Annotated in this window: 19 protein-coding genes; 9 read left to right on the top strand and 10 right to left on the bottom strand. The window is 44.3% G+C overall.

The window, feature by feature from the left end:
- Positions 1-2: 2 nt before the first annotated feature.
- Positions 3-284 carry an ATP-dependent Clp protease adaptor ClpS gene (locus LWP20_RS07410; RefSeq protein WP_242927487.1) on the bottom strand — a complete coding sequence of 94 codons (282 nt, stop codon included), beginning with the start codon at positions 282-284 and terminating at the stop codon, positions 3-5.
- A 259-nt stretch (positions 285-543) separates the two neighbouring features.
- Here LWP20_RS07410 and LWP20_RS07415 point away from each other — a divergent pair, with 259 nt between their 5' ends.
- From LWP20_RS07415 to LWP20_RS07435, 5 genes are all read left to right on the top strand, one after another.
- On the top strand, positions 544-2,730 hold the full coding sequence (locus LWP20_RS07415; RefSeq protein WP_242927488.1) for a S9 family peptidase: 2,187 nt from the start codon (positions 544-546) through the stop codon (positions 2,728-2,730).
- Between the two features lie 116 nt (positions 2,731-2,846).
- Positions 2,847-3,455, top strand: a complete 609-nt coding sequence (locus LWP20_RS07420) for a nucleotidyltransferase family protein (RefSeq protein WP_242927489.1) — start codon at positions 2,847-2,849, stop codon at positions 3,453-3,455.
- Between the two features lie 3 nt (positions 3,456-3,458).
- The gene (locus LWP20_RS07425) at positions 3,459-4,001 is read left to right on the top strand and encodes a hypothetical protein (protein ID WP_242927490.1); all 543 of its coding nucleotides are present in this window, start codon (positions 3,459-3,461) and stop codon (positions 3,999-4,001) included.
- 190 nt (positions 4,002-4,191) lie between these two features.
- The gene (locus LWP20_RS07430) at positions 4,192-7,491 is read left to right on the top strand and encodes an amidohydrolase family protein (RefSeq protein ID WP_242927491.1); all 3,300 of its coding nucleotides are present in this window, start codon (positions 4,192-4,194) and stop codon (positions 7,489-7,491) included.
- 110 nt (positions 7,492-7,601) lie between these two features.
- Positions 7,602-8,264, top strand: a complete 663-nt coding sequence (locus LWP20_RS07435; RefSeq protein ID WP_242927492.1) for a DUF8453 domain-containing protein — start codon at positions 7,602-7,604, stop codon at positions 8,262-8,264.
- Between the two features lie 4 nt (positions 8,265-8,268).
- Here LWP20_RS07435 and LWP20_RS07440 read toward each other — a convergent pair whose 3' ends face one another.
- From LWP20_RS07440 to LWP20_RS07450, 3 genes are all read right to left on the bottom strand, one after another.
- Complete coding sequence (locus LWP20_RS07440; RefSeq protein WP_242927493.1) at positions 8,269-9,447, bottom strand: serine hydrolase domain-containing protein; 1,179 nt, start codon at positions 9,445-9,447, stop codon at positions 8,269-8,271.
- Positions 9,448-9,513: 66 nt separating this feature from the next.
- Positions 9,514-10,263 carry a 7-cyano-7-deazaguanine synthase gene (locus LWP20_RS07445; RefSeq protein ID WP_242927494.1) on the bottom strand — a complete coding sequence of 250 codons (750 nt, stop codon included), beginning with the start codon at positions 10,261-10,263 and terminating at the stop codon, positions 9,514-9,516.
- 340 nt (positions 10,264-10,603) lie between these two features.
- On the bottom strand, positions 10,604-11,128 hold the full coding sequence (locus LWP20_RS07450; protein ID WP_242927495.1) for a 7-cyano-7-deazaguanine synthase: 525 nt from the start codon (positions 11,126-11,128) through the stop codon (positions 10,604-10,606).
- A 13-nt stretch (positions 11,129-11,141) separates the two neighbouring features.
- Between LWP20_RS07450 and LWP20_RS07455 the strand changes: the two genes are divergently transcribed.
- Entirely contained in the window at positions 11,142-11,279 is a 138-nt protein-coding gene (locus LWP20_RS07455) for a hypothetical protein (protein ID WP_242927496.1), read from the top strand.
- A 400-nt stretch (positions 11,280-11,679) separates the two neighbouring features.
- Here the strand turns inward: LWP20_RS07455 and LWP20_RS07460 are convergent, their stop codons facing one another.
- The 6 genes from LWP20_RS07460 to LWP20_RS07485 form a co-directional block, all read right to left on the bottom strand.
- Positions 11,680-12,483, bottom strand: coding sequence for a tellurite resistance TerB family protein (locus LWP20_RS07460; RefSeq protein ID WP_242927497.1), 804 nt, complete (start codon positions 12,481-12,483; stop codon positions 11,680-11,682).
- Positions 12,484-12,656: 173 nt separating this feature from the next.
- Positions 12,657-13,433, bottom strand: a complete 777-nt coding sequence (locus LWP20_RS07465; protein ID WP_242927498.1) for an adenine nucleotide alpha hydrolase family protein — start codon at positions 13,431-13,433, stop codon at positions 12,657-12,659.
- A gap of 431 nt (positions 13,434-13,864) precedes the next feature.
- Positions 13,865-14,578, bottom strand: a complete 714-nt coding sequence (locus LWP20_RS07470) for a pirin family protein (RefSeq protein ID WP_242927499.1) — start codon at positions 14,576-14,578, stop codon at positions 13,865-13,867.
- Between the two features lie 248 nt (positions 14,579-14,826).
- A complete protein-coding gene (locus tag LWP20_RS07475) occupies positions 14,827-15,384 on the bottom strand; it encodes an NUDIX hydrolase (RefSeq protein ID WP_242927500.1) in 558 nt (185 codons plus the stop codon).
- Between the two features lie 288 nt (positions 15,385-15,672).
- The gene (locus LWP20_RS07480) at positions 15,673-16,764 is read right to left on the bottom strand and encodes a CgeB family protein (protein WP_242927501.1); all 1,092 of its coding nucleotides are present in this window, start codon (positions 16,762-16,764) and stop codon (positions 15,673-15,675) included.
- A gap of 58 nt (positions 16,765-16,822) precedes the next feature.
- Positions 16,823-17,923 (bottom strand): glycosyltransferase family 4 protein, encoded by a 1,101-nt coding sequence (locus LWP20_RS07485; protein ID WP_242927502.1) that lies wholly within the window; start codon positions 17,921-17,923, stop codon positions 16,823-16,825.
- Positions 17,924-18,836: 913 nt separating this feature from the next.
- Here LWP20_RS07485 and LWP20_RS07490 point away from each other — a divergent pair.
- The 3 genes from LWP20_RS07490 to LWP20_RS07500 all read left to right on the top strand — a co-directional run bounded on the left by LWP20_RS07490 (position 18,837) and on the right by LWP20_RS07500 (position 23,443).
- Positions 18,837-19,436: a GNAT family N-acetyltransferase gene (locus LWP20_RS07490; RefSeq protein ID WP_242927503.1), complete on the top strand. Its 600-nt coding sequence runs from the start codon at positions 18,837-18,839 to the stop codon at positions 19,434-19,436.
- Between the two features lie 54 nt (positions 19,437-19,490).
- On the top strand, positions 19,491-20,093 hold the full coding sequence (locus LWP20_RS07495; RefSeq protein ID WP_242927504.1) for a phosphoglycerate mutase family protein: 603 nt from the start codon (positions 19,491-19,493) through the stop codon (positions 20,091-20,093).
- A 275-nt stretch (positions 20,094-20,368) separates the two neighbouring features.
- Complete coding sequence (locus LWP20_RS07500; RefSeq protein ID WP_242927505.1) at positions 20,369-23,443, top strand: SusC/RagA family TonB-linked outer membrane protein; 3,075 nt, start codon at positions 20,369-20,371, stop codon at positions 23,441-23,443.
- Position 23,444: the final 1 nt, after the last annotated feature.

A 23,444-nucleotide genomic window follows, 5' to 3' on the forward strand; every position in this document is an offset into this window, starting at 1 on the left:
CGTTACTGTACGTCCGCAGACAGGTCTTTATCATGCAGGGCGGTACACATACCGGCCAGCTCTTCATAAGAACCAACTTTAACCGTGCATTGCCCTTTATAATGAATCAGCAGGGTGCATTGCTCTGCCTGCTCAGCCGTGTGGCCGCATACTTTTATGAGTGTTTCGATCACGTGATCGAATGTATTCACATCATCGTTGTATACTACCAGGTTACGCAGGTCAGTGCTCTCTTCCAGCACCAGTACATCCTCTTGGTGTAAAATTTCAGTTCCAATATTCATAGTGCAAAATTACGAAATTTAAAGGATTTTATGAACATAAAACTCAACTATATACAATGTGTTTCAGTACATAAACCCTTATGTTGAAGTATAGTTTACAACAAAATTACCCTGCTCTTAATTCCGGCTATTATACTTTAAACCACTGCCAACAGCCTTAAAACCGAATGTTCCGGTTTGATTTTTGTTCTGTAAGTATAATCCTGCTTTCTTAGCATTTTATTACCTATACTTTCACACACCTACTTTACTAGTGAACATGCAATTTCAAAATCACTTTAAGCGGTTTGCGCTTTTTGCCCTGCTGTTAACGGCTGCGCTGCAGCTACAGGCCCAGGACAAGATGCTGACCATGGAAGATGCCATTATTAATCCGGCCCTGAACCCTGAAAACCTGCGCCAGCTAAACTGGATAAAAGGCACCGACGATTTCTCTTACCTGAAACAAAACGGCAAAGAAGCCATACTGATGCGAGGCAATGCAAAAGCATCGAAGCAACAGGAAATACTTACGCTTACCAAATTAAATACTGCTTTGCAGGCAGCAGGCGCCGAGGTGCTGAAAGGTTTTCCGCAAGTGCAGTGGGTAGATGGCAGCACATTTATATTTACTGCCCAGAACAAAGTATACAAGTATGATTTAAAAGCCGGCAAAGCGCAGGCAGTTACTTCTTATGCAGCTGAGGCGGAGAACACAGAATTTGACCCTACGCTGCAACGGCTGGCTTACACAAAAGGCAATAACCTTTATATTTCTACAGCAGGTGCGCCCGATGTAGCCGTTACCAACGAGGCAAACGCTGGTATTGTGAACGGGCAGGCAGCTCACCGCTCGGAGTTCGGTATCTCTAAAGGTACTTTCTGGTCGCCAAATGGCAGCAGCCTGGCTTTTTACCGCATGGACCAGACCATGGTAACCGACTATCCTTTAGTAGATGTTACCCCACTTCCGGCTAAGCTAAACAACATTAAGTACCCGATGGCAGGCGGCAAAAGCCACCATGTAACAGTGGGCGTTTATAACCTGAACTCAAAGAAAACCACTTTCCTGAAAACAGGCGAACCAGCCGACCAGTACCTGACAAACATTACCTGGAGCCCTGACGAAAAGTCGATCTACATTGCCGTACTTAACCGCGACCAGAACCACCTGAAACTGAATCAGTACGATGCTGCTACCGGTAATTTTGTAAAAACACTTCTGGAAGAGAAGCATGAGAAGTATGTGGAACCCGAGCACGGTTTATACTTTGTACCGGGCAAAAACAACCAGTTTGTATGGGTAAGCGAGCGCAGCGGCTTCGATCATTTATACTTATTTGATACTAACGGCAAGCAATTACGCCAGCTTACAAGCGGCAACTGGATGGTAACCGATATACTTGGCTTCAGCAAAAACGGCAAAGAGCTATACTATACTTCTACTGCCGAAAGCCCACTGGAGCGCCATGTTTATGCGGTTTCACTTGATAAAGGAAAGTCTACACGCCTTACACAAGGCAGCGGTACACACTCTGCCAGCCTTAGCCCGGCAGGCAACTATTTTATAGATAACTACAGCAGCGAAGCAACACCACGTAAAATATGGGTAGTTGATACAAAAGGCAAAACCCGCCAGACATTGCTGACTGCAAAAGATCCGCTTACGGCTTACAAACTGGGCGAAACAACCATATTCCCGATTAAGGCAGAAGATGGCACCGATCTTTACACACGTATGATCACGCCTCCGGATTTTGATAAAACTAAAAAATACCCGGTAGTAGTTTACTTGTATGGCGGCCCGCATGTGCAACTGGTAAATAATAGCTGGCTGGCTGGTGCTAACCTTTGGATGCACCTGATGGCCCAAAAGGGATATGTGGTTTTCACGATTGACTCGCGCGGATCAGGCAGCCGTGGCCTTGCTTTCGAAAACGCTACGTTCCGCCAGCTGGGTACTGTAGAAATGGCCGATCAGCTCCGAGGTGTTGAATACCTGAAATCGTTGCCATATGTAGATGCTAACCGCATGGGCATACATGGCTGGAGCTTCGGAGGATTTATGACTACTAGCCTGATGCTACACTCGCCTGAAACATTTAAAGTTGGAGTAGCCGGCGGTCCGGTTATCGACTGGAAGTACTATGAAATTATGTACACGGAGCGCTACATGGATACTCCGGAGCAAAACAAGGAAGGCTACGAAAAAGCAAACCTGCTTAACTACATCCCGAACCTGAAAGGCAAGCTCCTGATGATACACGGAACTGTAGACGATGTAGTAGTTTGGCAGCACAGTTTATCGTTCTTAAAAAAGGCCGTAGACGAAGGCGTATTGTTGGATTATTTCGTTTATCCGGGGCATCCACACAATGTAAGAGGCAAAGACCGCGTGCACCTGATGCGCAAAGTTACACAGTACCTCGACGACACCCTGAAGCCTGAGAAAGACGCAGCTCTTTGATTTTAAGAGATATTCTTTTTAATTTTGAGCGTGGCATCGTACAAACGGTGCCACGCTTTATTTTTTTGCTGCCTTACTTATAGGCCATAACCGGCCTGTTCCATGATCATGTAATTATGACAAAAGCCAGCACCCCTCTGCCCCAACCGGCAAGCAGAGCGGTTAGTAAAAAACAATTGTCGGACAGCAACAACGATTTAAATTATTGGCTCGCGCAGCCGGCAACTGCCCGTTTGGCAGCTTTGCAACATCTGCGCCGCCAGTACAGTATTTTAGTGCCAATGGAGCTGACGAACGATTTTCAGGATTTCATTAAAATTCTTAACGCCTGCCATGCCGAGTATCTGGTTGCGGGCGGATTTGCAGTAGCTGTGTATGGTTACCCACGCTATACCGGCGACATCGACATCTGGGTAAAACCTACAAAAGACAATGCAGCAAGAGTGTTGCAGGCTTTAAAGGAATTTGGCTACACAGAAGGCCAGGTTACCTCTGAAGATCTGGTAACGCCTGAAATTGTTGTACAACTGGGTTACCCGCCTAACCGCATCGACCTGGCAACAGGTTTAGCTGGTGTAGAATTTGAAACTTGCTGGAACAATAAAGTGTCTATGCCGTTTGGCGATACAATGGCTTATTTCATCAGCCTTGATGATCTGAAACAAAACAAAAAAACCACTGCCCGTCAGCAAGACCTGCTCGACCTGCAGAACTTACCGGACTAAAAGATGCCTGCTCCCTCTTCCGCCTTCAAGAAGGCTGTTCAAAAGCTTAGTGAAAAAGAAAAAGAAGCTCTCATCCTGAAGGCCGTGCGGCGCGATGCTGAGCTTTACGACCTATTTTCTTACGAGCTGGAAGAAACCACCCTGGAGGAGGTATACGACAAAAGCGCAGATACAATTCATAGTCTGATGATCAATGCCAGTGGCCGCAGCCTGAGCAAAGCCCTGGCAAAAGCGTTGCGTAAATCCATTAAAGAAATAGCCCGTTTCAAGCGCATCACCAAAGATCAGAAAGCCGAGGTAGAGCTGCATTTATACTTGCTGCGGCTGATCTTCGATAACTTTACCGGCCAGTTCGATAGCTATTACAAAGTATTTTATACTTCGTCGGCAAGGCTGTTGCTGCGTACCATCCAGCTCATCCAGAAAAACCTGCACGAGGATTATCACCTGGAGTATAAAGAGCAACTGGATGATTACCTCGAGCAAATACACAGCCGTAACAAGCCCCTATCTTTTAAATTACCTGCCGCTTTTGAGGTTGAGTAAAGTATAAATTTATATTTCTACAGTTTGTTTTGCCCGCTACTGGTGCATTTCTTCCATTTAAACAAACTTCTCAATTCCCGCATTTCTTACTGCTAAAAGCAGTTTAAACATCATCTCCTCCTAATGCTATAATTTATACTTCAAAATCATTAGATTTGGAGACTAACTAAACTAACTGCTTATCAATACCATGAAGAAACGTACTTATCTGAGTATGTTCCTGGCGGCGGCGCTTGCTCTCCCTTGCAGCACCGCATTTGCCCAAGACAAAAAAGATGACAAGAAATGGAAAGTGGACGCAGCCCACGGAACCGAGAAAGAAATTACCGTAACCACCGACGAAGGCACCTGGATGAGCCTGGACGTAAGTCCGGATGGCAAAGAGATCGTGTTCGATATGCTTGGCGACATCTACATTATGCCAATTTCAGGTGGTAAAGCAAAGCTATTGCGCACTGGCCGCCCTTACGAAGTGCAGCCCCGTTTCAGCCCCGATGGCAAGTTCATTTCCTTTACTTCTGATGCAGGTGGCGGCGACAACATCTGGATCATGAAGCGCGACGGCTCCGATGCCAAACAGATCACTACCGAGAATTTCCGTTTACTGAATAACGCTGTCTGGACGCCGGATGGCCAGTATCTGATTGCCCGCAAGCACTTTACCAATACACGTTCGTTGGGTGCCGGTGAAATGTGGATGTACCACCGCACAGGTGGTGCAGGTATACAATTAACCAAGCGTAAAAACGACCAGCAGGATGCCGGCGAGCCATTTGTATCACCGGATGGTAAGTATGTGTATTACTCTGAAGACATGAGCGGTGGCTCTACCTTTGAGTATAACAAAGACCCGAACGGCCAGATTTATGTTATCCGCAGAGTGGATCGTAACACAGGAGAGATCGAAAATATAGTTACCGGTAACGGTGGCTCGGTTCGCCCGACTATTTCCAGAGATGGCAAACACATTGCTTTTGTGCGTCGTGTGCGTACCAAGTCTGTGCTTTTTGTACAGGACCTGAAAACAGGCGAGCAATGGCCTTTAACGGATAACCTGAGCAAAGACCAGCAGGAATCATGGGCTATTTTCGGTGTGTACCCGTCTTTCTCCTGGACGCCAGACAACAAGAGCATCGTTTACTGGGCAAATGGTAAGATCAATAAGATTGATGTTGCGAACCAGAAAGTAACCAACATTCCTTTTGAGGCTACTGCTACGCATTATGTTTCGGATGCAGTGCGCCACGATTTCAGCAAGAATGGCGGTGTTTCTCCAAAAGAGTTTACAGCTAAAGCTATTCGCCACGCGGTTACATCTCCTGATGGTAAGATCCTGGTATTTAACGCGGCCGGTCATATCTACAAAAAAGAATTACCTAACGGAAAGCCGGAGCGCATCACCAAAAGCGCTGATTTTGAGTTCTATCCTTCGTTCTCGCCAGACGGAAAGTATATCGTTTACTCTACCTGGAATGACGATAACTACAGCGCCCTGATGAAGCTGGATATCCGTAAGAAGAACGCTAAACCAACTAAACTTACATCTGAGAAGGGTTTCTATACCAATGCATCATTCTCGCCAAATGGTAAGTTTATAGTTTACAACAAAGAAGGCGGTAACAACCACATGGGCTACGCGCACGGCAATGAGCGTGGTATTTACTACATGGAGGCCGATGGCGATAAGCCAACTTTGGTTCAGAAAAACGGATCTTCGCCGCTATTCAATGCTACTTCTGACCGCATTTTCTTTACAGGTTATGCCGGTGACAAAGCTGCCTTTAAGAGCGTAAACCTGCAGGGCAAAGAAGAGCAGACGCACTATACTTCAAAGTATACTGACCAGTTCTACCCAAGCCCGGACAATAAGTGGATCGCGTTTATAGAGTTGTTTAACGGCTATGTGGCTCCATTCTCAACCAACGGTTCTGGTTTAGACCTGAGCGCTGAAACCAAAGCAGTTCCGGTTGCCCGCTTCACCCGCGATGCCGGTACAAGCATCCATTGGTCTGGCGACAGCAAAAAAGTGAACTGGGTACTTGGTGATGAGTATTTCTCAAATGACATCAAGAACCGCTTCTCGTTTGTAGAAGGCGCTCCTGAGAAACTGCCTGCTATTGATACTACCGGTACAAAGATTGGCCTTGCACTGAAAACAGATATTCCGGAAGGTAAAGTAGCTTTTACGAATGCGCGCATCATTACCATGAAAGGCGACGAAGTGATTGAAGGCGGAACTATAGTTGTGGATGGCAACCGTATTGTGGCTGTTGGTAAAGGTGTTGCTATACCTAAAGATGCCAAAGTAATAGACGCTGCTGGTAAAACGATAATGCCTGGCTTTGTGGACGTGCACGCACACTTAGGTACATTCCGTAACGGTATGAGCCCGCAGAAGCAGTGGTCATATTTTGCAAACCTGGCTTATGGCGTAACCACTACCCACGACCCTTCATCCACTACAGAAATGGTATTCAGCCAGTCGGAAGCTGTGAAAGCGGGTGCTATGGTTGGTCCGCGTATTTTCTCTACGGGAACTATACTTTACGGTGCCGATGGCAACTTTAAAGCCGTAATCAATAACCTGGACGATGCCCGTTCGCATCTGCGTCGTATTAAAGCGGTTGGTGGTTTCTCGGTGAAGAGCTATAACCAGCCTCGCCGTGAACAGCGCCAGCAGGTAATACAGGCTGCCCGCGAACTGGATATGACGGTGGTACCGGAAGGTGGTTCTACGTTCTTCCATAACATGAGCATGATCCTAGACGGCCACTCTGGCATTGAGCACAACATACCTGTTGCGCCACTTTACAAAGACGTAGTAGATGTATGGAAAGCTTCACAGACTGGCTATACTCCTACTCTGATCGTGAACTATGGCGGTAACTCCGGTGAGTATTACTGGTACCAGAAAACTAACGCCTGGGACAAAGAGCGCCTGCTGAAATTCACACCGCGCTCTGTAGTGGATGGCCGCTCACGTCGCGTTACCTTAGTACCTGACGAAGAGTATCAGAACGGTCACATCCTGACTTCAGAAGCAACTACAAAACTGGCTAAGTCTGGTGTAAAAGTGAACCTGGGTGCTCACGGACAGCTACAAGGCTTAGGCGCGCACTGGGAACTATGGATGCTGCAGCAAGGTGGCCTGAGTAACCTGGAAGCGCTTCGCGCCGCAACACTAAACGGTGCCGAGTATATTGGCATGGGCAAAGAAATTGGCTCGCTTGAAGCTGGCAAACTGGCTGACCTGATCGTACTTGACAAGAACCCGCTGGAAAATATCCAGAACTCGGAGCATGTGAAGTATACGATGGTAAATGGTCGCCTGTACGATGCCGCTACAATGGCTGAAACGGGCAACTATAATAAGCAGCAAGGCAAGTTCTGGTGGGAAAACAGCCGTACCGCCACCGCATTCGATTGGCACGAAGGCACGGACACCCGCTTCGAAGGTATAGCTGGTGAGCATTGCACTTGTAGACACTAAGAATCCAGAAGTATAAAGTATAAAAAGCGGCTACCCTGATTGGGGCAGCCGCTTTTTTATTTATCTTAATTAGTTAACTTTAATTCAGGTAAAAACTTGAATACTGTGGAATGAAAATTAATAGAGCATTAATTATTAGGTTATGTTTTGCAATAATTATTATTGCTTCTCTTTTATTAACTGCAAATAGAATCTTGGATAAAGATTGGTCGACTGTTACAGCTAGCATATCATTAATAATTGCGGTAATCTCTGCGTGGATTGCTTATGACACTTTCCATCACCAAGCTTTAGCTCAAAAGCCACAAATTGTTATACAGCCAAACTTTGTAGATAGATCAGGCTTGATTTTATTGTCTATTATGAATCACGGAGAAAATCCGGCTTACAATATCACCATCAAATGGCATAATCCAATTATAAATTCTAAGGATGAGATTTTTTCTTTTAGTAATGGTTCTAAAAAATATGATATCCTTGTACTAAGTAAAAATGAAAAAGTGTCAACATTAGTTGATGGATTAACAAGTTTTTATAATAAGTATAAGGATGCAGATTTAGAATATTCTGGAGTCATAACCTACACTGAAGATCTAAAGTCGCGAAGAAAAAATCATCAAAACTTTAATTTATCTCTTACTTCTTATAAAAGGCTTGTTAACGAAACTGACTCTGGTATAACCCACAATAAGCTGCAAAGCATACCTGATCATCTTGCTTCATTACAGAAAGAGATACATAGTTTAAGAAAAGAACTTTTAACAATTAAATAGACAGCTACTTTTTCACCGCTGTCAGCACCCGCTTTATCAACTCATTCGGGTTGCCGTTGTGCCAGCGCCAAACTATAACGATGTCGTGCTCCGGGTCTACCCATACGGTATTCTGGCCGGCGCCTAAGGCTGCATAGCTGGTAGTTGGGGCATCGGGCCATGCTTTGCCTTCGGTATTCAGCCACCACAGGTAACCGTAATCCGGACCAACAGGGCCACGGGAAGTAGTCGCTTCTTTTACCCATTTCTCTGAAAGTATTTGTTTGTTTTTCCAGCGGCCATTGCGCAGGAACAGGTATCCGAAACGAGCTTCGTCGCGGGCACTTATCCAGAGGCCGCCTCCCCAGCGTGTGCCGCCGCTTACCGATGGCATTTGCTTTCCATTTATCTCAACTATAGAATTTCTATATGGCACCCACTTCCAGGTTTCAGAAGCATCAATCGGGTCCATTATTTCATCTTCAAGCACTTCCGGCAGAGGCTTCTCCCAGAGCCGCAGCAACGATAAGGCAAAACGGTTGATGCGGACATCGTTATACTCGTAAAAGCTGCCTGGCTCCTGCAGCTCGCGTGGCTTGCGCTCTCCACGGCCAAAAGCTTCTTTGCCTACAAAGTCATACTTCTTTCCCCACATTTCGCCTTCCCACTCGCTCGTCTGGCGGGCATGGTGCTCCCAGTTTACTTTGCTGTTCTGTTCCGTATCATAGCCACCGTCTTTCACGTACTTTGCCACCGGATCGTTTATACTTTGTATCATGCCCCTGTCTATGGTTAAGCCAAGTATAGTTGACAGAAAGCTTTTGGCTACACTATAAGTTGGGTCTGCAGCTTTGGTATCGCCCCACTCTGCTACAATGTAACCGTCTTTAATAATAATGCCGTTTGTGTTGGCCCGTGTAGTTGGCAAAGGCCCAAGAGGCTCCCCGAAGATTTCTTTCTGCGTAGAAAAGTCTTTTTCTATCTGGGTTGTTTCCTGTGTTTTGGCCCACTCTACGGCCTGTTGCAATAAAGCAGCATCCATACCTAGCTGTTCCGGTTGCTTTTTCTCCCAATTGTCGCCTTTGCCGGGGTAGTAAACTTTGGTCTGGGTTACTTTAGCTTGCTCTGTTGTTGGCGTGGCTTGCTGCTGGCAAGAAAATAAGCTAACTGCCAGCGCCAGCGCATAAAACATATTTCTTCTCATCTATCAGAATGAAGTTTAGTTATTTTTCTAACTCAATCTACAAAAAGAAACTTACTATTCTGAGATCTATGATGGTTTTACAAGTTGCTTGATTGGGCGCTTTATGCCAAACTCAAAAAAATGCCTGGCCCTGCTGCTGAGCGGTAACCGGTAGCCCATGCCATCTTTTATTACCAGGCTACAGGGCACACAAACACCACATGATTTTTTTGATTTGGTTGGCTTATGACAGAACCAGGTATGGTTCATAATATTTTCGAACTTATACTTAATAGCTAATGCCCGCATATCCTGCTTGGTAAGCTCTATGAGCGGATATTCGAATTTGCCGAAAAAATGAACATCCGGGTTAACTGGTTCTTCTTTAAGCCGGTAACTACGCCTGTTCTCTGGCTCTTCTCTTTTCAGGAAAGGATAAACGTGCCTGCCCATAAAGCTATCCGGCCTGCGCTCTACCGATAATTGCAGGTTATCTATTCCGAACTGCAGTGCCAGCCTTGCCAGCCATTCATACTGTATACCTAACCGCTCTTTGTTTGCCATGCGCCAGTAACGTTCTGTTATTTCCTGGTTAGGCTTTATATCCTCGAGTTTAATAATGCGACTTTCAGGAAATCGGTTTTTTGCTTTCGGATTCTTCTGCAGAATACTATCCCGCAACAATTGCATGGTTTGTAGCTCTATGGCAGTTGATGCTCTATTGGAATCTATTACATAGTATGTCTGTACACTTTTATTCTCTACCAGAAGTAACTCTAACAATCTGTAAGTAGAATCCCAGCCTCCAGTCCATAATAAATTGGAAATGTGTTTCATCAAAATTGGATTAGTGTTGTGGCCCTGCCTGCACTTAAAATACAATACAATAGAGCATTTTTAATATTATACACTTACGCGTACCACTTCTCCAATACTAGGATTATAAAAACAATTATCAGGGTTAAAAAACGAATATGATACTGAAAATTAAATTCTGGCAATAATAAATTTATACTTTACCTTAAAGATTCATTTATTGATAAACAGAAATTTATAAATGACAAGAAACCCACACTACTTCACTGATAAGTTACGGGTAAGTAAGGCACTAAAAAATGTATAGATGAGTAATGCTGGATATTATACCGTGATACAGTGCTGTTTATACTTGTTAAACTCAGTGAACAACATTAGCCATCGCAACTGTTTTAAAGGCTTTGCGAAGCGGCCGTTTTATTTTAAACTCATAATAATTTGAAACACGGCTGGTAAACGGCACCCGGTGCCCCATACCTTCCAGAATAGCTATATGGCATGGCATGCACACGCCACAAGGCTGTTGCTTACGATTAGGCCGGTGGCAGAACCAAGTCTCTTTCATTACATGGTAAAAGCCATACTTTATTGCTATTTTCTGCATATCCAGTTTTGTAATTTCAATAACAGGCCATTTAAAACAACTGAATAAGCTGACTTCTGGTATAGCAGGTGTGTGCATTAACCGATAGGATGTGTTATCAGCCGGGTTTTCACGAGCCAGAAATGGCCTGATATGGCGACCAACAAAAGTATAAGGCAAAGGTGTTTCTATAGATAGCTCCAGATCATTGATTCCTAACTGAGCCGCCATTCTGGCTAACCACTCATACTGTTCGCCTAATCTTTCTTTCTTCCTTATCTGGTTATATAAGGCCGTTATCATTTCATTCGGTTTTATGTCGTTTTTCTCAAACACCCTGGATGGCAATAACCTCGCTGCTGCATCTGGCCAGTTTTTTACAATTAATGCCCTGATCCTGGACATCGTATCGAGCTCTTTTTTAAAAGAAGGCCTGTTAGAATCTATCACATAAAAAGTTTGTACCTGCTTTTTTCAAGCAACAGTAGTTCTAACAGACGGTAGGTTGAATCCCAACCACCAGTCCATAGAAAATTGGCTGTTTGTCCCATAAAGTATATTCTGCAGTAAGTTTGGTTTATTTTTCATAAGCAAATGATATTCAATACAATACACCTTCATTAAGAAGTTAGAATATACGGTTGCAATTATATTTAGTATAATATTATTATATTTATTTTAAATATAATATCACAAACCATACTGTAAATGCTAGAGTATGGGTATGCATCCGAAACCAATTATTACCATACTTAATAAGCTGATTTTATTTGAGCCTTCTTTTTAAAACTATAAAAAAACGGCTGAGGCAATAATTGCCTCAGCCGTTTTAAGAAATTATGTATTGGTTTATACTACCAGCCCGATTTGCGCTTCCCGCCGCCAAGTATACCACCTAACAGCGATCCTAAACCACCAGAATTCATGCCTCCATAACCTCGCCTGCCATTAAGGCCACCCAACACCGATATTAGCGAGCCAAGGCCGCCACCTGTTTGCCTCATGCCTCCACCCATCATACCACCACCAAGCAGGCCACCTAATAAACCGCCACCCATAGTACCCATTCCTCCTAGCCTGCCAGTTCTTCGCCTGCGGCCTCTGCTCATTACTTTTGCCAGCACCAGTGGGGCCAGAATGCCTAACATACCTTGCACCATTTGCGGCGATATACCAGCATTTTTAAACATATCGCCAAAACCACTCTTATTCATAAATGCCTGTGATGTAGGATCTTCACCTTGCTTCTGTGCTTCGTCGGCTTTATTAACATATTGGTCTAATATACTGTACTGATTCTGATCAATGCCCAGGTAATCGGCAATTTCCTGGATGCGTTTTTGTTCATCTGCTGTATACTTACCATCGGCTTTGGCAAAACTGATAATATCTGTTACAAACGTAAACCGCAACTGGCTCTGCTTTAGCTGGTCAAGGCATTTTTGCAGACTGATCTGGGAAGGGTTCCTTGCAATCTGGGTCAGCTCCTGCTGCAGGTTTTCGGGCAGTTCTGCTGCCTCACTCATCACCTCCAGAAACTCAAGTTCTTCGTCAGATGCATGCCCGTCGGCAGAGGCCAAGGTAGCCATGGCACCAAAATAAGCCCCTTTTTCTTGTATGGTATAGTCTTTTAATAATGTAGTTTGTTCTTGTTCCATTAGCTTTCAGATGTATAGTTTGGTTCTTATTAACGAACTGTTTGGCAGCAGGTTAAAGTTACCAAACGGATATTAAGCGGCCTAGTAACAATAAAGCCTGTGCGCTATTTTAGCGCACAGGCTTTATACTTTATTTTACATCCTGATTATCAGGCGAATAATAAATTTATACTTTAAGCTGACATAAAGCTTACCAGCATAGTAGCTTGTTGCAGCGTTTTCTTCAGGTTAGGCTTCATTTTTACCTCGAAAAAGTTGCGAGCCCGGCTTACCATTGGCAGGCGGTGCGACATACCATCTTCTACCACAATGCGGCAAGGCATGCAAACGCCGCACGGAATACCAATTTTTGTAGGCTTGTGGCAGAACCAGGTTTTGTTGAGTACATGTATAAACCCATGCTTAGTGGCAATGGCTTTCATATCAAGTTTTGTAAGCTCAATAATAGGCCATCTGAAGCAGTTGAAAAGTATAACATCCGGATTCAGCGGCTGGCGGGCCAGGCGGTAAGTTGTTTTGTCGTCAGGGTTTTCGCGCTCCAGAAACGGCCTGATATTGCGCCATACAAAGTTATTCTGGCGTGCTTCAATAGAAAGCTCCAGGTCATTTATGCCGAACTCAGCGGCCATGCGGGCAATCCATTCATACTGTATGCCCAGGCGCTCTTTGGTAGCCATGCGCCAGTATTGTTGTGTAATAGTATCGTTAGGCTGTATGCTTTCTTTTTTTACAATTTTGGTAGGCAACATCAGTTTAGCTTCCGCTGGCCAGTTACTTTTAACAAGCCTACGGATCTTTTCCATTGTTTTAAGCTCAACCGGCGTCGACTTGCGGTTGTTATCGATAATATAATAGGTTTGCACCTCTTTTTTCTCAAGGAGGAGCAGTTGAAGCAATCTGAAAGTAGAATCCCAACCACTAGTCCATAGCATATTCACAGGCTTGCTCATAGGTATTAGTAATGTAAAGAGTTATAAAAAATAAGCGCAACTATAAGCATATTCATATTTGAGCTAAATTAGAATAGTTAAAGAAAGAGCACTGTATTTTAATTTCTATATATAATTATTGGTTTCAAGTAATTACGATATACCTGTAAAAAGGTGTTTATTTATATATATAATTTAGTTAAAAAATTTCTTCACAAATCCTGAGCAATGAAATAGCCTGTAAATACACTGCAAAAGTCTATACTTTATTATATTATACTTTGAAGCTATTTGTTTCTGATGGACAGAAAACCTGAGTTATTTGTTTCTTTATATGAGCCAGCAGCTGAAAAAATGGCTTAAACAAGAAGCCTTAATACAACATAAAAAAAGGTGCTCTACAGAATATAAATTCTATGGAGCACCTTTATCAGGTTTTCAGAACTAAATAATTAACGCATAGGCACTTCCATTAGCAGGACTTGCGCATCAGCGATGGCTTTAATGTTTAATGATTCTGCATCTGTAATTCCCATGCCATCGCGGCGGCTAAGGTTTTCACCATTTACCTCTACAGCGCCTTCCAGCACAAACACATAAACTCCCTGCCCCTGCTTATGTAAAGTATAGGTCAGTTCTTTTCCGGCGTCAAGGTTTGCGAGCGAAAACCAGGCATCCTGGTTTATCCAAATGGCACCATCTGTTTTTTCCGGCGATACCACTGTCTGCAATTTATTTTTCCGGTCTGCTACCTCAAAAGTCTTTTGCTCGTAACGCGGTGTTATGTCGTGCTCTTTTGGCAGCACCCAGATCTGCAAAAAGTTAACCTGCTCTGTTTTGGAGTGATTATACTCTGAGTGCGTAAGCCCGCTTCCGGCCGACATGATCTGTACATCGCCCGTATTGATTACTTTGCTTGTACCGGTAGAATCTTTATGCTCCAGCGCGCCTGCCAGCGGAATAGAAACAATCTCCATGTTATCGTGGGGGTGGGCGCCAAAACCCATACCCGGCGCTACAATATCATCGTTTAGCACGCGCAGCAAGCCAAAACCCATTCGCTCGGGGTTATAATAGCGCGCAAAACTGAATGTGTGGTGAGAATCGAGCCAGCCATGATAAGCGTGTCCTCTTGTATCTGCTTTGTGAATTATATTTTTGCTCATTGCTTTATACTTTATTTTTCTAATTACCTGCTATACTTCCCGCTGACAATGGATTTTAATTAATCTTAAATATTACCATGTGACTAACAGGTTTCAAATATACAACCTTTTAATGTACATACAATTAATGTACATACATAGTTTCAAATTATTGTAATTAAAATAAGTAGTCAGCTACAAATAACTAGTTTCTATTTTAGCAAATCCAAAGCAAGTATAAACAGGATCTGACAAACAGCTACTACCAATTAACTTTCTGCTAACTTCCTGAGGGCGAGCAAACAAAGCGCAACCGATCCGGAAACATTGATTTTACCGCTGAGTACCATACTTTCTACTTCATGGAGCGGTACTTTTAAAACTTCTATGCTTTCGGTTTCGTCCAGGTCTTGTTCGGCTACTTTTTGTGCATTGCGGGCAAGGAAAAAATAGATCTTATTCGTGTCTTTTGTAGGGTTATCAATCACCTCCAGCAAGGGCTCCACATTATCGGAAGTATAGCCGGTTTCTTCCAGCATTTCCCTTATGGCCGCGGCTTTTGGTTCGGTTTCGCCTTCGTCAATTACGCCACCCGGCAACTCTATAAAAATACCACCGGCAGCATGTTTGTACTGGCGCACAAAAATCACATGATTATCATCTGTTACCGGAAAAGTAAGGACCACATTCGGCCGTACGCTTACAAAATAATCATCCAGAACCTGTCCATCGGGCAGCTCTACGTGGTCGCGGCGCAGTGTATACCATTTATGATCAAAAACTATATCCGACTTCAGCGTCTTCCAATGCTCAATTTCCTTTATCATTCTTATATCTTATTCTTGGGGGTCTATTTTATACTTTACGCTACAAAACAAAGCCACGCCGGTGCTATGCACAACAGGCGTGGCTACTTGTTTAAGGTGAGATTTTTACCGTTTCCCCTGGAAAACATTTCGCAGGTTTTAGGGTTAATTTATACTTTAATCAGCAGCAAAACTATTAGGCTCTACTGCTGCTGCTTGGCTCAAAAACGACCGGGAAGTGTAGGTTTATACTTCGCTGCACTAACATATAAACCGATTCAGTTCCTAAACATAACCAAGACTAATTACTTAAGCAACCTGTTCTTTCATTTCTGTTTCTACAGTCATCAATTCCTGAACGTATTTTTCAAGCTCCAGGGCACGGTGGGCAGCGCTATGTTGTGTTACTACTTTTTTGCGGGCACGAGCGCCAATTGCCTTGCGCTCAGAATTGCAGATCTCCCGCAAATAGCAAAGCGTATCTTTTGCAGACCTGGCTACCAGAATTTCAGAACCGATATCAAAAATAGAATCCAGCCCATCCCAGTATTCCGAGATAATTGGTGTGCAACAAGCTGCTGCTTCGAAAAGGTGTGCAGTTGGCGAATAACCTGCTTTGCGCATGTCTGAGCTGGTCAGCTGCTGCGTAAAGCGCTGGCTGTTATAGAAACTTCGATGCTCCTTTGGTTCTAATTTTTGAATGCGTTCTATATTTTCAGGCCAGGTTATACTTTTAGGAAGTTGCATACCTGCTACAGCAAACCTGCCTTGCGGCCACTGTTTTGCTGCTTCAACCATTAAACTTTCCAGGGCCGGCTGTTTATCATCAGCATTCATGTTAAGATAGCCCAGATCCCATTTTAACTCCTGGTATTCGGGGAAGTAAAGATCAGAATCGAAGGAAAAATAAAGTGCCCGCGCTGCAGGAGCTCCATACTTCTTTTCCAATAGCTGCAATGTTGGCCCACCCGTTACAGATAAGTATAGATCATACTTCGGAATAAGGCTTATGTTTAGATAGTTGCAGTTCTGCCGCTTAAGTTGGGCCAGCGTTTGAGTTGTATTAAAGTCGTAAAAGGCCTTAATACCAAAGGCAGTCTGTACCACCCACTCTCCTACTGCTACGCCTTCTGTAACTTCAGAACCAACAATAACGAGTTCAGCCTCGCGTACCTGCTCTGTAAAACGCTGTTGCAGGTCATCTACAGATGCGTAATGCTCGGTCTTACAATAATCCAGACTCAGGAGGTTATCGGTGGCAGTTTGCAAAGGTTTATCACGTTCCAGGAAAAGCACCTCATGCCCTCTCTTTTTAAGCTCTTTCACCAGGCCACGCATGCTGGTGGCGTAGCCGTTTCCGAAGGACGTTGGTATGGTCTGGCCAAGTATAACGATGTTCATGCCTTTGCCTTTTTAAATAGTTTTACTTTGTAAAATGGTAATCTGAATGGTAATGAGCTTATACTGCAACCGGCGTATTTATGAGCTGACGGTAAATGTGTCCGTAGTCCTGTGCCATTTGGTCTGAAGTATAACCGTGAGAGCGTTTTACTGAGCGGCAAGCCATAATGTTACGGCAAAACTCGTCTTCAATCAGACTGTTGATTGTATCGCGAAGGTCGTCTGCATCCTGTGGGTTTACATACTTGGCAGCATTTCCCCAGACCTCAGCCTGGCTTTCTGTTTTACCAATTACCAACGCACAACCCGACATGGCTGCTTCCAGAATGGTTAACCCGAAAGGCTCATACTTGGCAGGCAACGCGTAGATAGATGCTCTGGATAGCCAGTCAGATACTTCTTTGTTGCTTAGCTGGCCGAGAAAATGAACGTTCTCCAGTTCTATCGTTTCGCCAGTGGAAGGGTGTTTGTCTTCGCCGGCAATATATACCGGCCACTGCAGTTCTGAGGCAATATGAGCCAACATTGAAATATTCTTGGCTTCGTCCCAAACGCGGCCCATGCTAAAGATAAAAGGCTCTTTACGGCCAAACTGGAAATGATGCTGACCGCGACCATTGTAGATGACAGTACTGTTTTTGAACGGCCCGTATAGTTCATCGGCCTGGTGCATCATGGCCTGTGTTGGGGCCACTACTACATCAGCTGCCTGTAAACCTTTTGTAACTAACTCTTTATACTTGTTCCACTCTTTTGGTGCTTCTTCATCCTTAACGGCACGCCACCAAGACATTACGCACGAGTGCACCACCACCACCACTGGCTTTCCCCAGTTCAGGCTACCGTGCACCATCCCGTTCAGATGTATCAGGTCTGGTTGTACTTCGTCGCGGAGTTGCAACAACCACTCGCCGGCTTTCTCAACGTCTTTCCAGGGTTCATCCATCCACTCCAGTTTATACTCGCTTTCATAGATAGTGAGGTTAGGTATAGATTCGATATCGCGGCGCTGCTCCTGGCTGAGTGGCGAGCCCATAGTAGCTACTGCTACCTGTGTGCCAAAAGGAGCAAGTGCTCTTACTAACTCCAGCGTGTACGTCCAGACACCGCCAACGGTATCCGATGTCATTAAGATCTTTGAGGGATGATGTGCTTCCATGATGTTATCTTCCGTGAATTTTTATCTGAAACTTCTGCAGTTTTTATACTTAGCTGCTTTGTTTTAAAACTTTATATTTTATTTAACCCAGTTCCGGCTTTCTCTATGTTCCCTTATCAAATCCTGAAACTAACCTATCACTAAGCTAATTAGCGTCAGGCAAGGTAGTATTCACATGCTGGTTACCTGTAATACAGAAACAGAGACAAGGGTGATTTGCCAGCTATAACACGCACCTTATACTCAGGCGCTGGTTTTTATGCCGTTCCGAATGCTGTTGGGGGTATAATCTGATTTATGGTTAGTAAAGTTTGTTTCATGCTGAAAGTAAAAATGCCTTCGCTAACCCGCCAAAGCGGATAGCCAATAATCTGAATACTGAATTATATATTTTAACCCTATAGGTATGGGTATAAAGCGGAACATAATTGTTAATGTCTTTTAGTACAGCCTCGTTGGCTGGCTCTATACCTTGCGTGTAATTTCTGGGATCGAGTTTGTGGGTACAAAAGATAAGTAGCCACTCCGGTTAACTTCCGGAACCAGGCCATGCACGGATTTTACGTTCTGTAACTACCTTGCCAGCCAAATTTATGGGGTTCCTGTTTTCCGGTGCATTCTATTACGGGTTCACTTAACTTTCTGTTGGTTAAGTCACTCCCTTTTTTTCCAAATTTCCGTCAATTGCTTATTTAAACTACCTTTTCAACCCAAAACACACTGACAATCAGTACCTAATAAATATTAAAAATTTCTAATGATAACATAATTTGCTATGCCTATACTTCTCTGATGCTGGTAAGTATAAGTAGGGGAGCCTGCTTAAGATAATGGCAGAAAAAAGTATTGGTTTGGGGAGAGCGTAGGTATTACCTTATATTTAGGAAGTAAACCAAAGTATAAGTATAAACCCATGAATTTCGGTCAGGATATTATTTTAGAGGATAACCGCGTATTGCTGAGGCCGCTTCGGCTTACGGATGCTGCCAAACTGCAACCAATGGCCCTGGATGAAGATATCTGGAAGTATACCGTAACCAGAATTGGAAACGAACAGGAGCTGCAGCAATGGGCCGCCGAAGCAGAACGTAACAGGCGGGAAAACCAGCGTTATACTTTTGTTATACTTGATAAAGAGACAGATACACTGGCTGGTAGCACAAGTTATGGGAACATATCGGTTGCAGATAAACGCCTCGAAATTGGCTGGACCTGGCTGGGAAAACCCTACAGAGGAAGCGGGCTGAACAGGCATTGCAAATTCTTGCTGCTCTCTTATGCTTTTGATGTACTGCAGTTTGAGCGGGTAGAACTAAAGACTGATGTGCTAAACCTGCGCTCGCGAAAGGCAATGTTAAAAATGGGAGCAACCGAAGAGGGCATACTGCGCAGCCATACCCAGATGCACGATGGCCGCCGCCGCGACACTATATTTTACAGTATACTACGGCACGAATGGCCCAAAATCAGGCAAACAGTTTTTCAGGATCTGCATTTCAAAAACAAAGTATAACCCAAACCTACTGCCTCCTGCGTATACTATGGCCAAACAAAATGTGCCATACTATTGAGCCCGGCTAATCCCATACGTTCCTCCCATCACCGAATTATACTTATCCGGCATGCACGCCCTGAGGTATCCCGGAAGGGTTTATTCAGTGCCAGTGCTGCCAGGCAATATACCTCTGATTACGATGCCGCTTCTGTAGAACAATTTGTGCTAAGCCATGAAGCCATACCTTACAAAGAAATCAAGAAAGTACATTGCAGTACGCTTATCCGCTCTCAGCTCACGGCTAAAGCTATTTTCGGCCCGGATACAAACTTGGTTATTGATCATACTTTCCGGGAATTTGAACGCCGTGTCTTCTCACTTCCGTTGCTGAAGTTACCCATCAGCCTGTGGTTACTGGCTGCCCGGATAGCCTGGTTTCTGGGGTTTAACAGCAGTGGCATAGAAACTTTCAGGCAGGCCCGCCAACGTGCCAAAGCCGCAGCTGCGCTGCTTGTTAACGATGCCGAACAAAACCAGACGGCAGTGCTGGTGGCGCATGGGCTGCTAAACTTTTTTATCCGAAAAGCTTTACAGCGCATGGGCTGGAAAATAATAGAAAAAGGAGGAAGAGGCTACCTGGGGGTTACAGTTTTAGAAAAGGAACCAATTGCCTAATTTGCCAAATGCAGCTTTAAAATTCTATTTAATATCCAGCACAGTAACCCACAACTCTGCTTTAAATATAGATTTAGTAGTATATTTACTCTTCTACTGAATGTAAAACCATTCAGGCATTACGCCTACTAGTCCCCAATTTTAACTCTTCTAAACAAATAACAACTCAGTATGTTGATTTAAAGCATATTACACCTTTTGAAATATAACTATAACTATATAAAATACAATAAGTATAATACTCTGATTTAATATTCAACATTTAATTAAAATCTATGAAGAAGAATTTACTAATGAGCTTCTTTTTAGTCTTTGCGCTGATTGGCAGCGTATGGGCTCAGACTCAGACTGTATCCGGAAGGGTAACATCAGCCACAGACGGTTCGGCCCTGCCTGGAGTAACCGTGCTGGAAAGAGGCACTACAAATGGTGTAACAACAGGTGCTAACGGCGATTTCACGCTTTCTGTGCAGCCAAATGCTACGTTGGTTTTCAGCTTTATTGGCATGATGCCGCAGGAGATTGCTGTAAACGGAAGGTCAACTATAAATGTGCAGATGCGCACCGATGAAAAGCAACTGAGCGAAGTGGTAGTTACAGGTTATGGTACCCAGGAACGTCGTGAGGTAACCGGCGCTACAGCTAAAGTAACCTCAAAGGAGCTGGAAAACTTACCCATAGTTGGTGTAGATCAAGCCATGCAGGGCCGTGCAGCTGGTGTTCAGATTTCGCAGAACTCCGGTACACCAGGCAGCGGTATCAGCGTGCGTGTACGTGGTGCCACCTCAATTTCAGCCAGCAACCAGCCACTTTATGTAGTTGATGGCGTACCAATGACAACCGGCGACTTCTCTCAGTTAGGTTATGGCGGCCAGAGTGTAAATGCCATTGCTGACCTGAACCCAGCCGACATCGAATCTATCGACATCCTGAAAGATGCTTCAGCAGCTGCTATTTATGGTTCGAGAGCGGCAAATGGTGTTGTACTGATCACCACAAAACGTGGATCGGCGCGCAAAACCCAGATAAACTTTAACGCTTATACCGGTACCCAGAAGATGTGGAAAAAACCAAATTTTCTGAATGCAGCAGAGTATAAGGAAATCATGACGGAAGCCTACGTGAACGATGGCTACCTTGATCCTGGCTCAACCTTCGATGACTTTATTGATTTTTACTACGGAGGCATAGATTTTGAGCAAACAGATACAGACTGGATTGACCAGGTTACACGTGATGCCGGCATCCACAACTATGAAATATCGCTTAATGGTGGCGATGCCAAAACGCGTTATTACCTGTCAGGCAACTACTTCGATCAGAAAGGTATCATCATCGGCAGTGAGTATAAACGTTATTCTACCCGCCTGAACCTGGACCACCAGATAAATGATAAACTTGCTATGGGTACCAGCATTCAGCTGAGCCGCTCTGACAATAGCCGTATCGTTAGCGACAACACCTTGTATGGTCCTTTTGCAAACTCACTGGCTGCATCACCAATCTGGCCGGTATACTATGATGAGACCGCCAAACAATATACAAGGCCAAACTACTTCTATACTAACCCGGTAGCTGAAGGCACCGAAAATGATGATGAAACACAGAACCTGCGAGCTATAGGAAACATCTTTGCGCGCTATACTGTGGTTCCGGGCCTGGATGTGCAGGTAAAAGGTGGTTATGATGCACTTAACGTTGATGAGCGCCGCTATACACCAACAAATTATCCTGGATCTTCGGCAACAGCCGTGGGCGGCTCTGCCACCAATGGTACCACAACAGTTACCAAACGACTTTTAGAAGCCACTGCAACTTACACCAAGCTCTTTAATGAGTTACACAATGTATCTGCTGTAATTGGTACCAGCACCGAATATAATACACTGCGCCAGGCTTTTGTAACTGGTGAAGGCTTCCCTGGCGAGCAATTCCGTTATGTAGCCAGTGCAGCGCGTGTAAACGCAGGTTCTAACTCTTTTACAGAGAACACACTTCTTTCTTATTTTGGACGTGTAAACTACTCGTTTAAAGACAGATACCTGCTTGGCTTAAACTTCCGTGCAGACGGTTCATCCCGTTTTGGCGAGAACAATCGCTTCGGTTTTTTCCCGTCTGTTTCTGTAGGCTGGAGGTTAATTGAAGAAGAATTCATGTCTGGCTTAGAAGCTTTAAGCGAGCTAAAACTTCGGGCATCTTATGGGATTACAGGTAACCAGGAGATCGGAAACAACAGCTTCCAGGCACTGATCACAGGATCTAATTACCAGGACCAGCCAGGTATCGCGCTTACGCAAATCCCTAACCCGGATCTGAAATGGGAAGAAACAAGCCAGCTGAACCTGGGTGCTGACCTAGGTGCGTTAAACGGACGTGTTAACCTGGCCATAGATTATTATATCAAGAAAACAGATAATCTGCTATTTACAAGACCAATAGCCACCCAAAATGGATTTGCTGGCTATCAGTCTAACATTGGTGCTACAGAAAACAAAGGCTGGGAATTTGCCTTAAACACTGTAAACATTGATGGCGAAGGCGATGGTTTCCGCTGGACATCAGATTTTAACATCTCTTTTAACCGAAACAAAGTAACAGAGCTTTACCAGAACCAGGACATTTTCTACGGTTTTGGTGGTAACTCGCTCGTGCTGCGCGAAGGAGAGCCTATAGGTACATTCTATGGTTATATTGCTGATGGTGTTTACAGCACAACAGACGAAATTCCGGCTTCACGCCAGGCAGAAGGTGCACAGGCCGGCGATGTAAACTTCCGCGACATAAACAACGATGGCATTATTACAGACGATGACCTAACCATTATAGGAAATGCACAGCCTAACTTTGTAGGTGGTTTAACAAACGTTTTCCGATACAAAGGCTTTGACCTGAACGTATTCTTGCAATTCTCGCAAGGTAATGAAATTGCTAACCCGGCACACCAGTACCAGATGCACCTAGGCAACGACTTCCTCGATGATAACATGCTGGATGATGTAAAAGGACGCTGGAGACAGGAAGGCGACAAGACCGATATACCTCGTGCCACTGTTGATGACTTAAACGATAACAACCGTAGCAACTCATCCAGATTCATATACGATGGCTCTTACCTGCGCTTCAAGAACGTAATGTTAGGTTATACTTTGCCTGCATCTGTAACAGAACGCGTTAAGATGAGAAGCGTACGCGTTTATGCTCAGGCACAAAACCTGCTTACTTTCACAGACTACCCTGGATTTGACCCTGAAGTAAACTTTGCCGGTACTTCTAACACAACACTTGGCGTAGACTTTTATACTTTCCCGCAGACCCGTACCATCACATTTGGTATAAACGTAGGTTTCTAAC

This window comes from Pontibacter vulgaris (assembly GCF_022758145.1).
In the GTDB taxonomy this organism is placed as follows: domain Bacteria; phylum Bacteroidota; class Bacteroidia; order Cytophagales; family Hymenobacteraceae; genus Pontibacter; species Pontibacter vulgaris.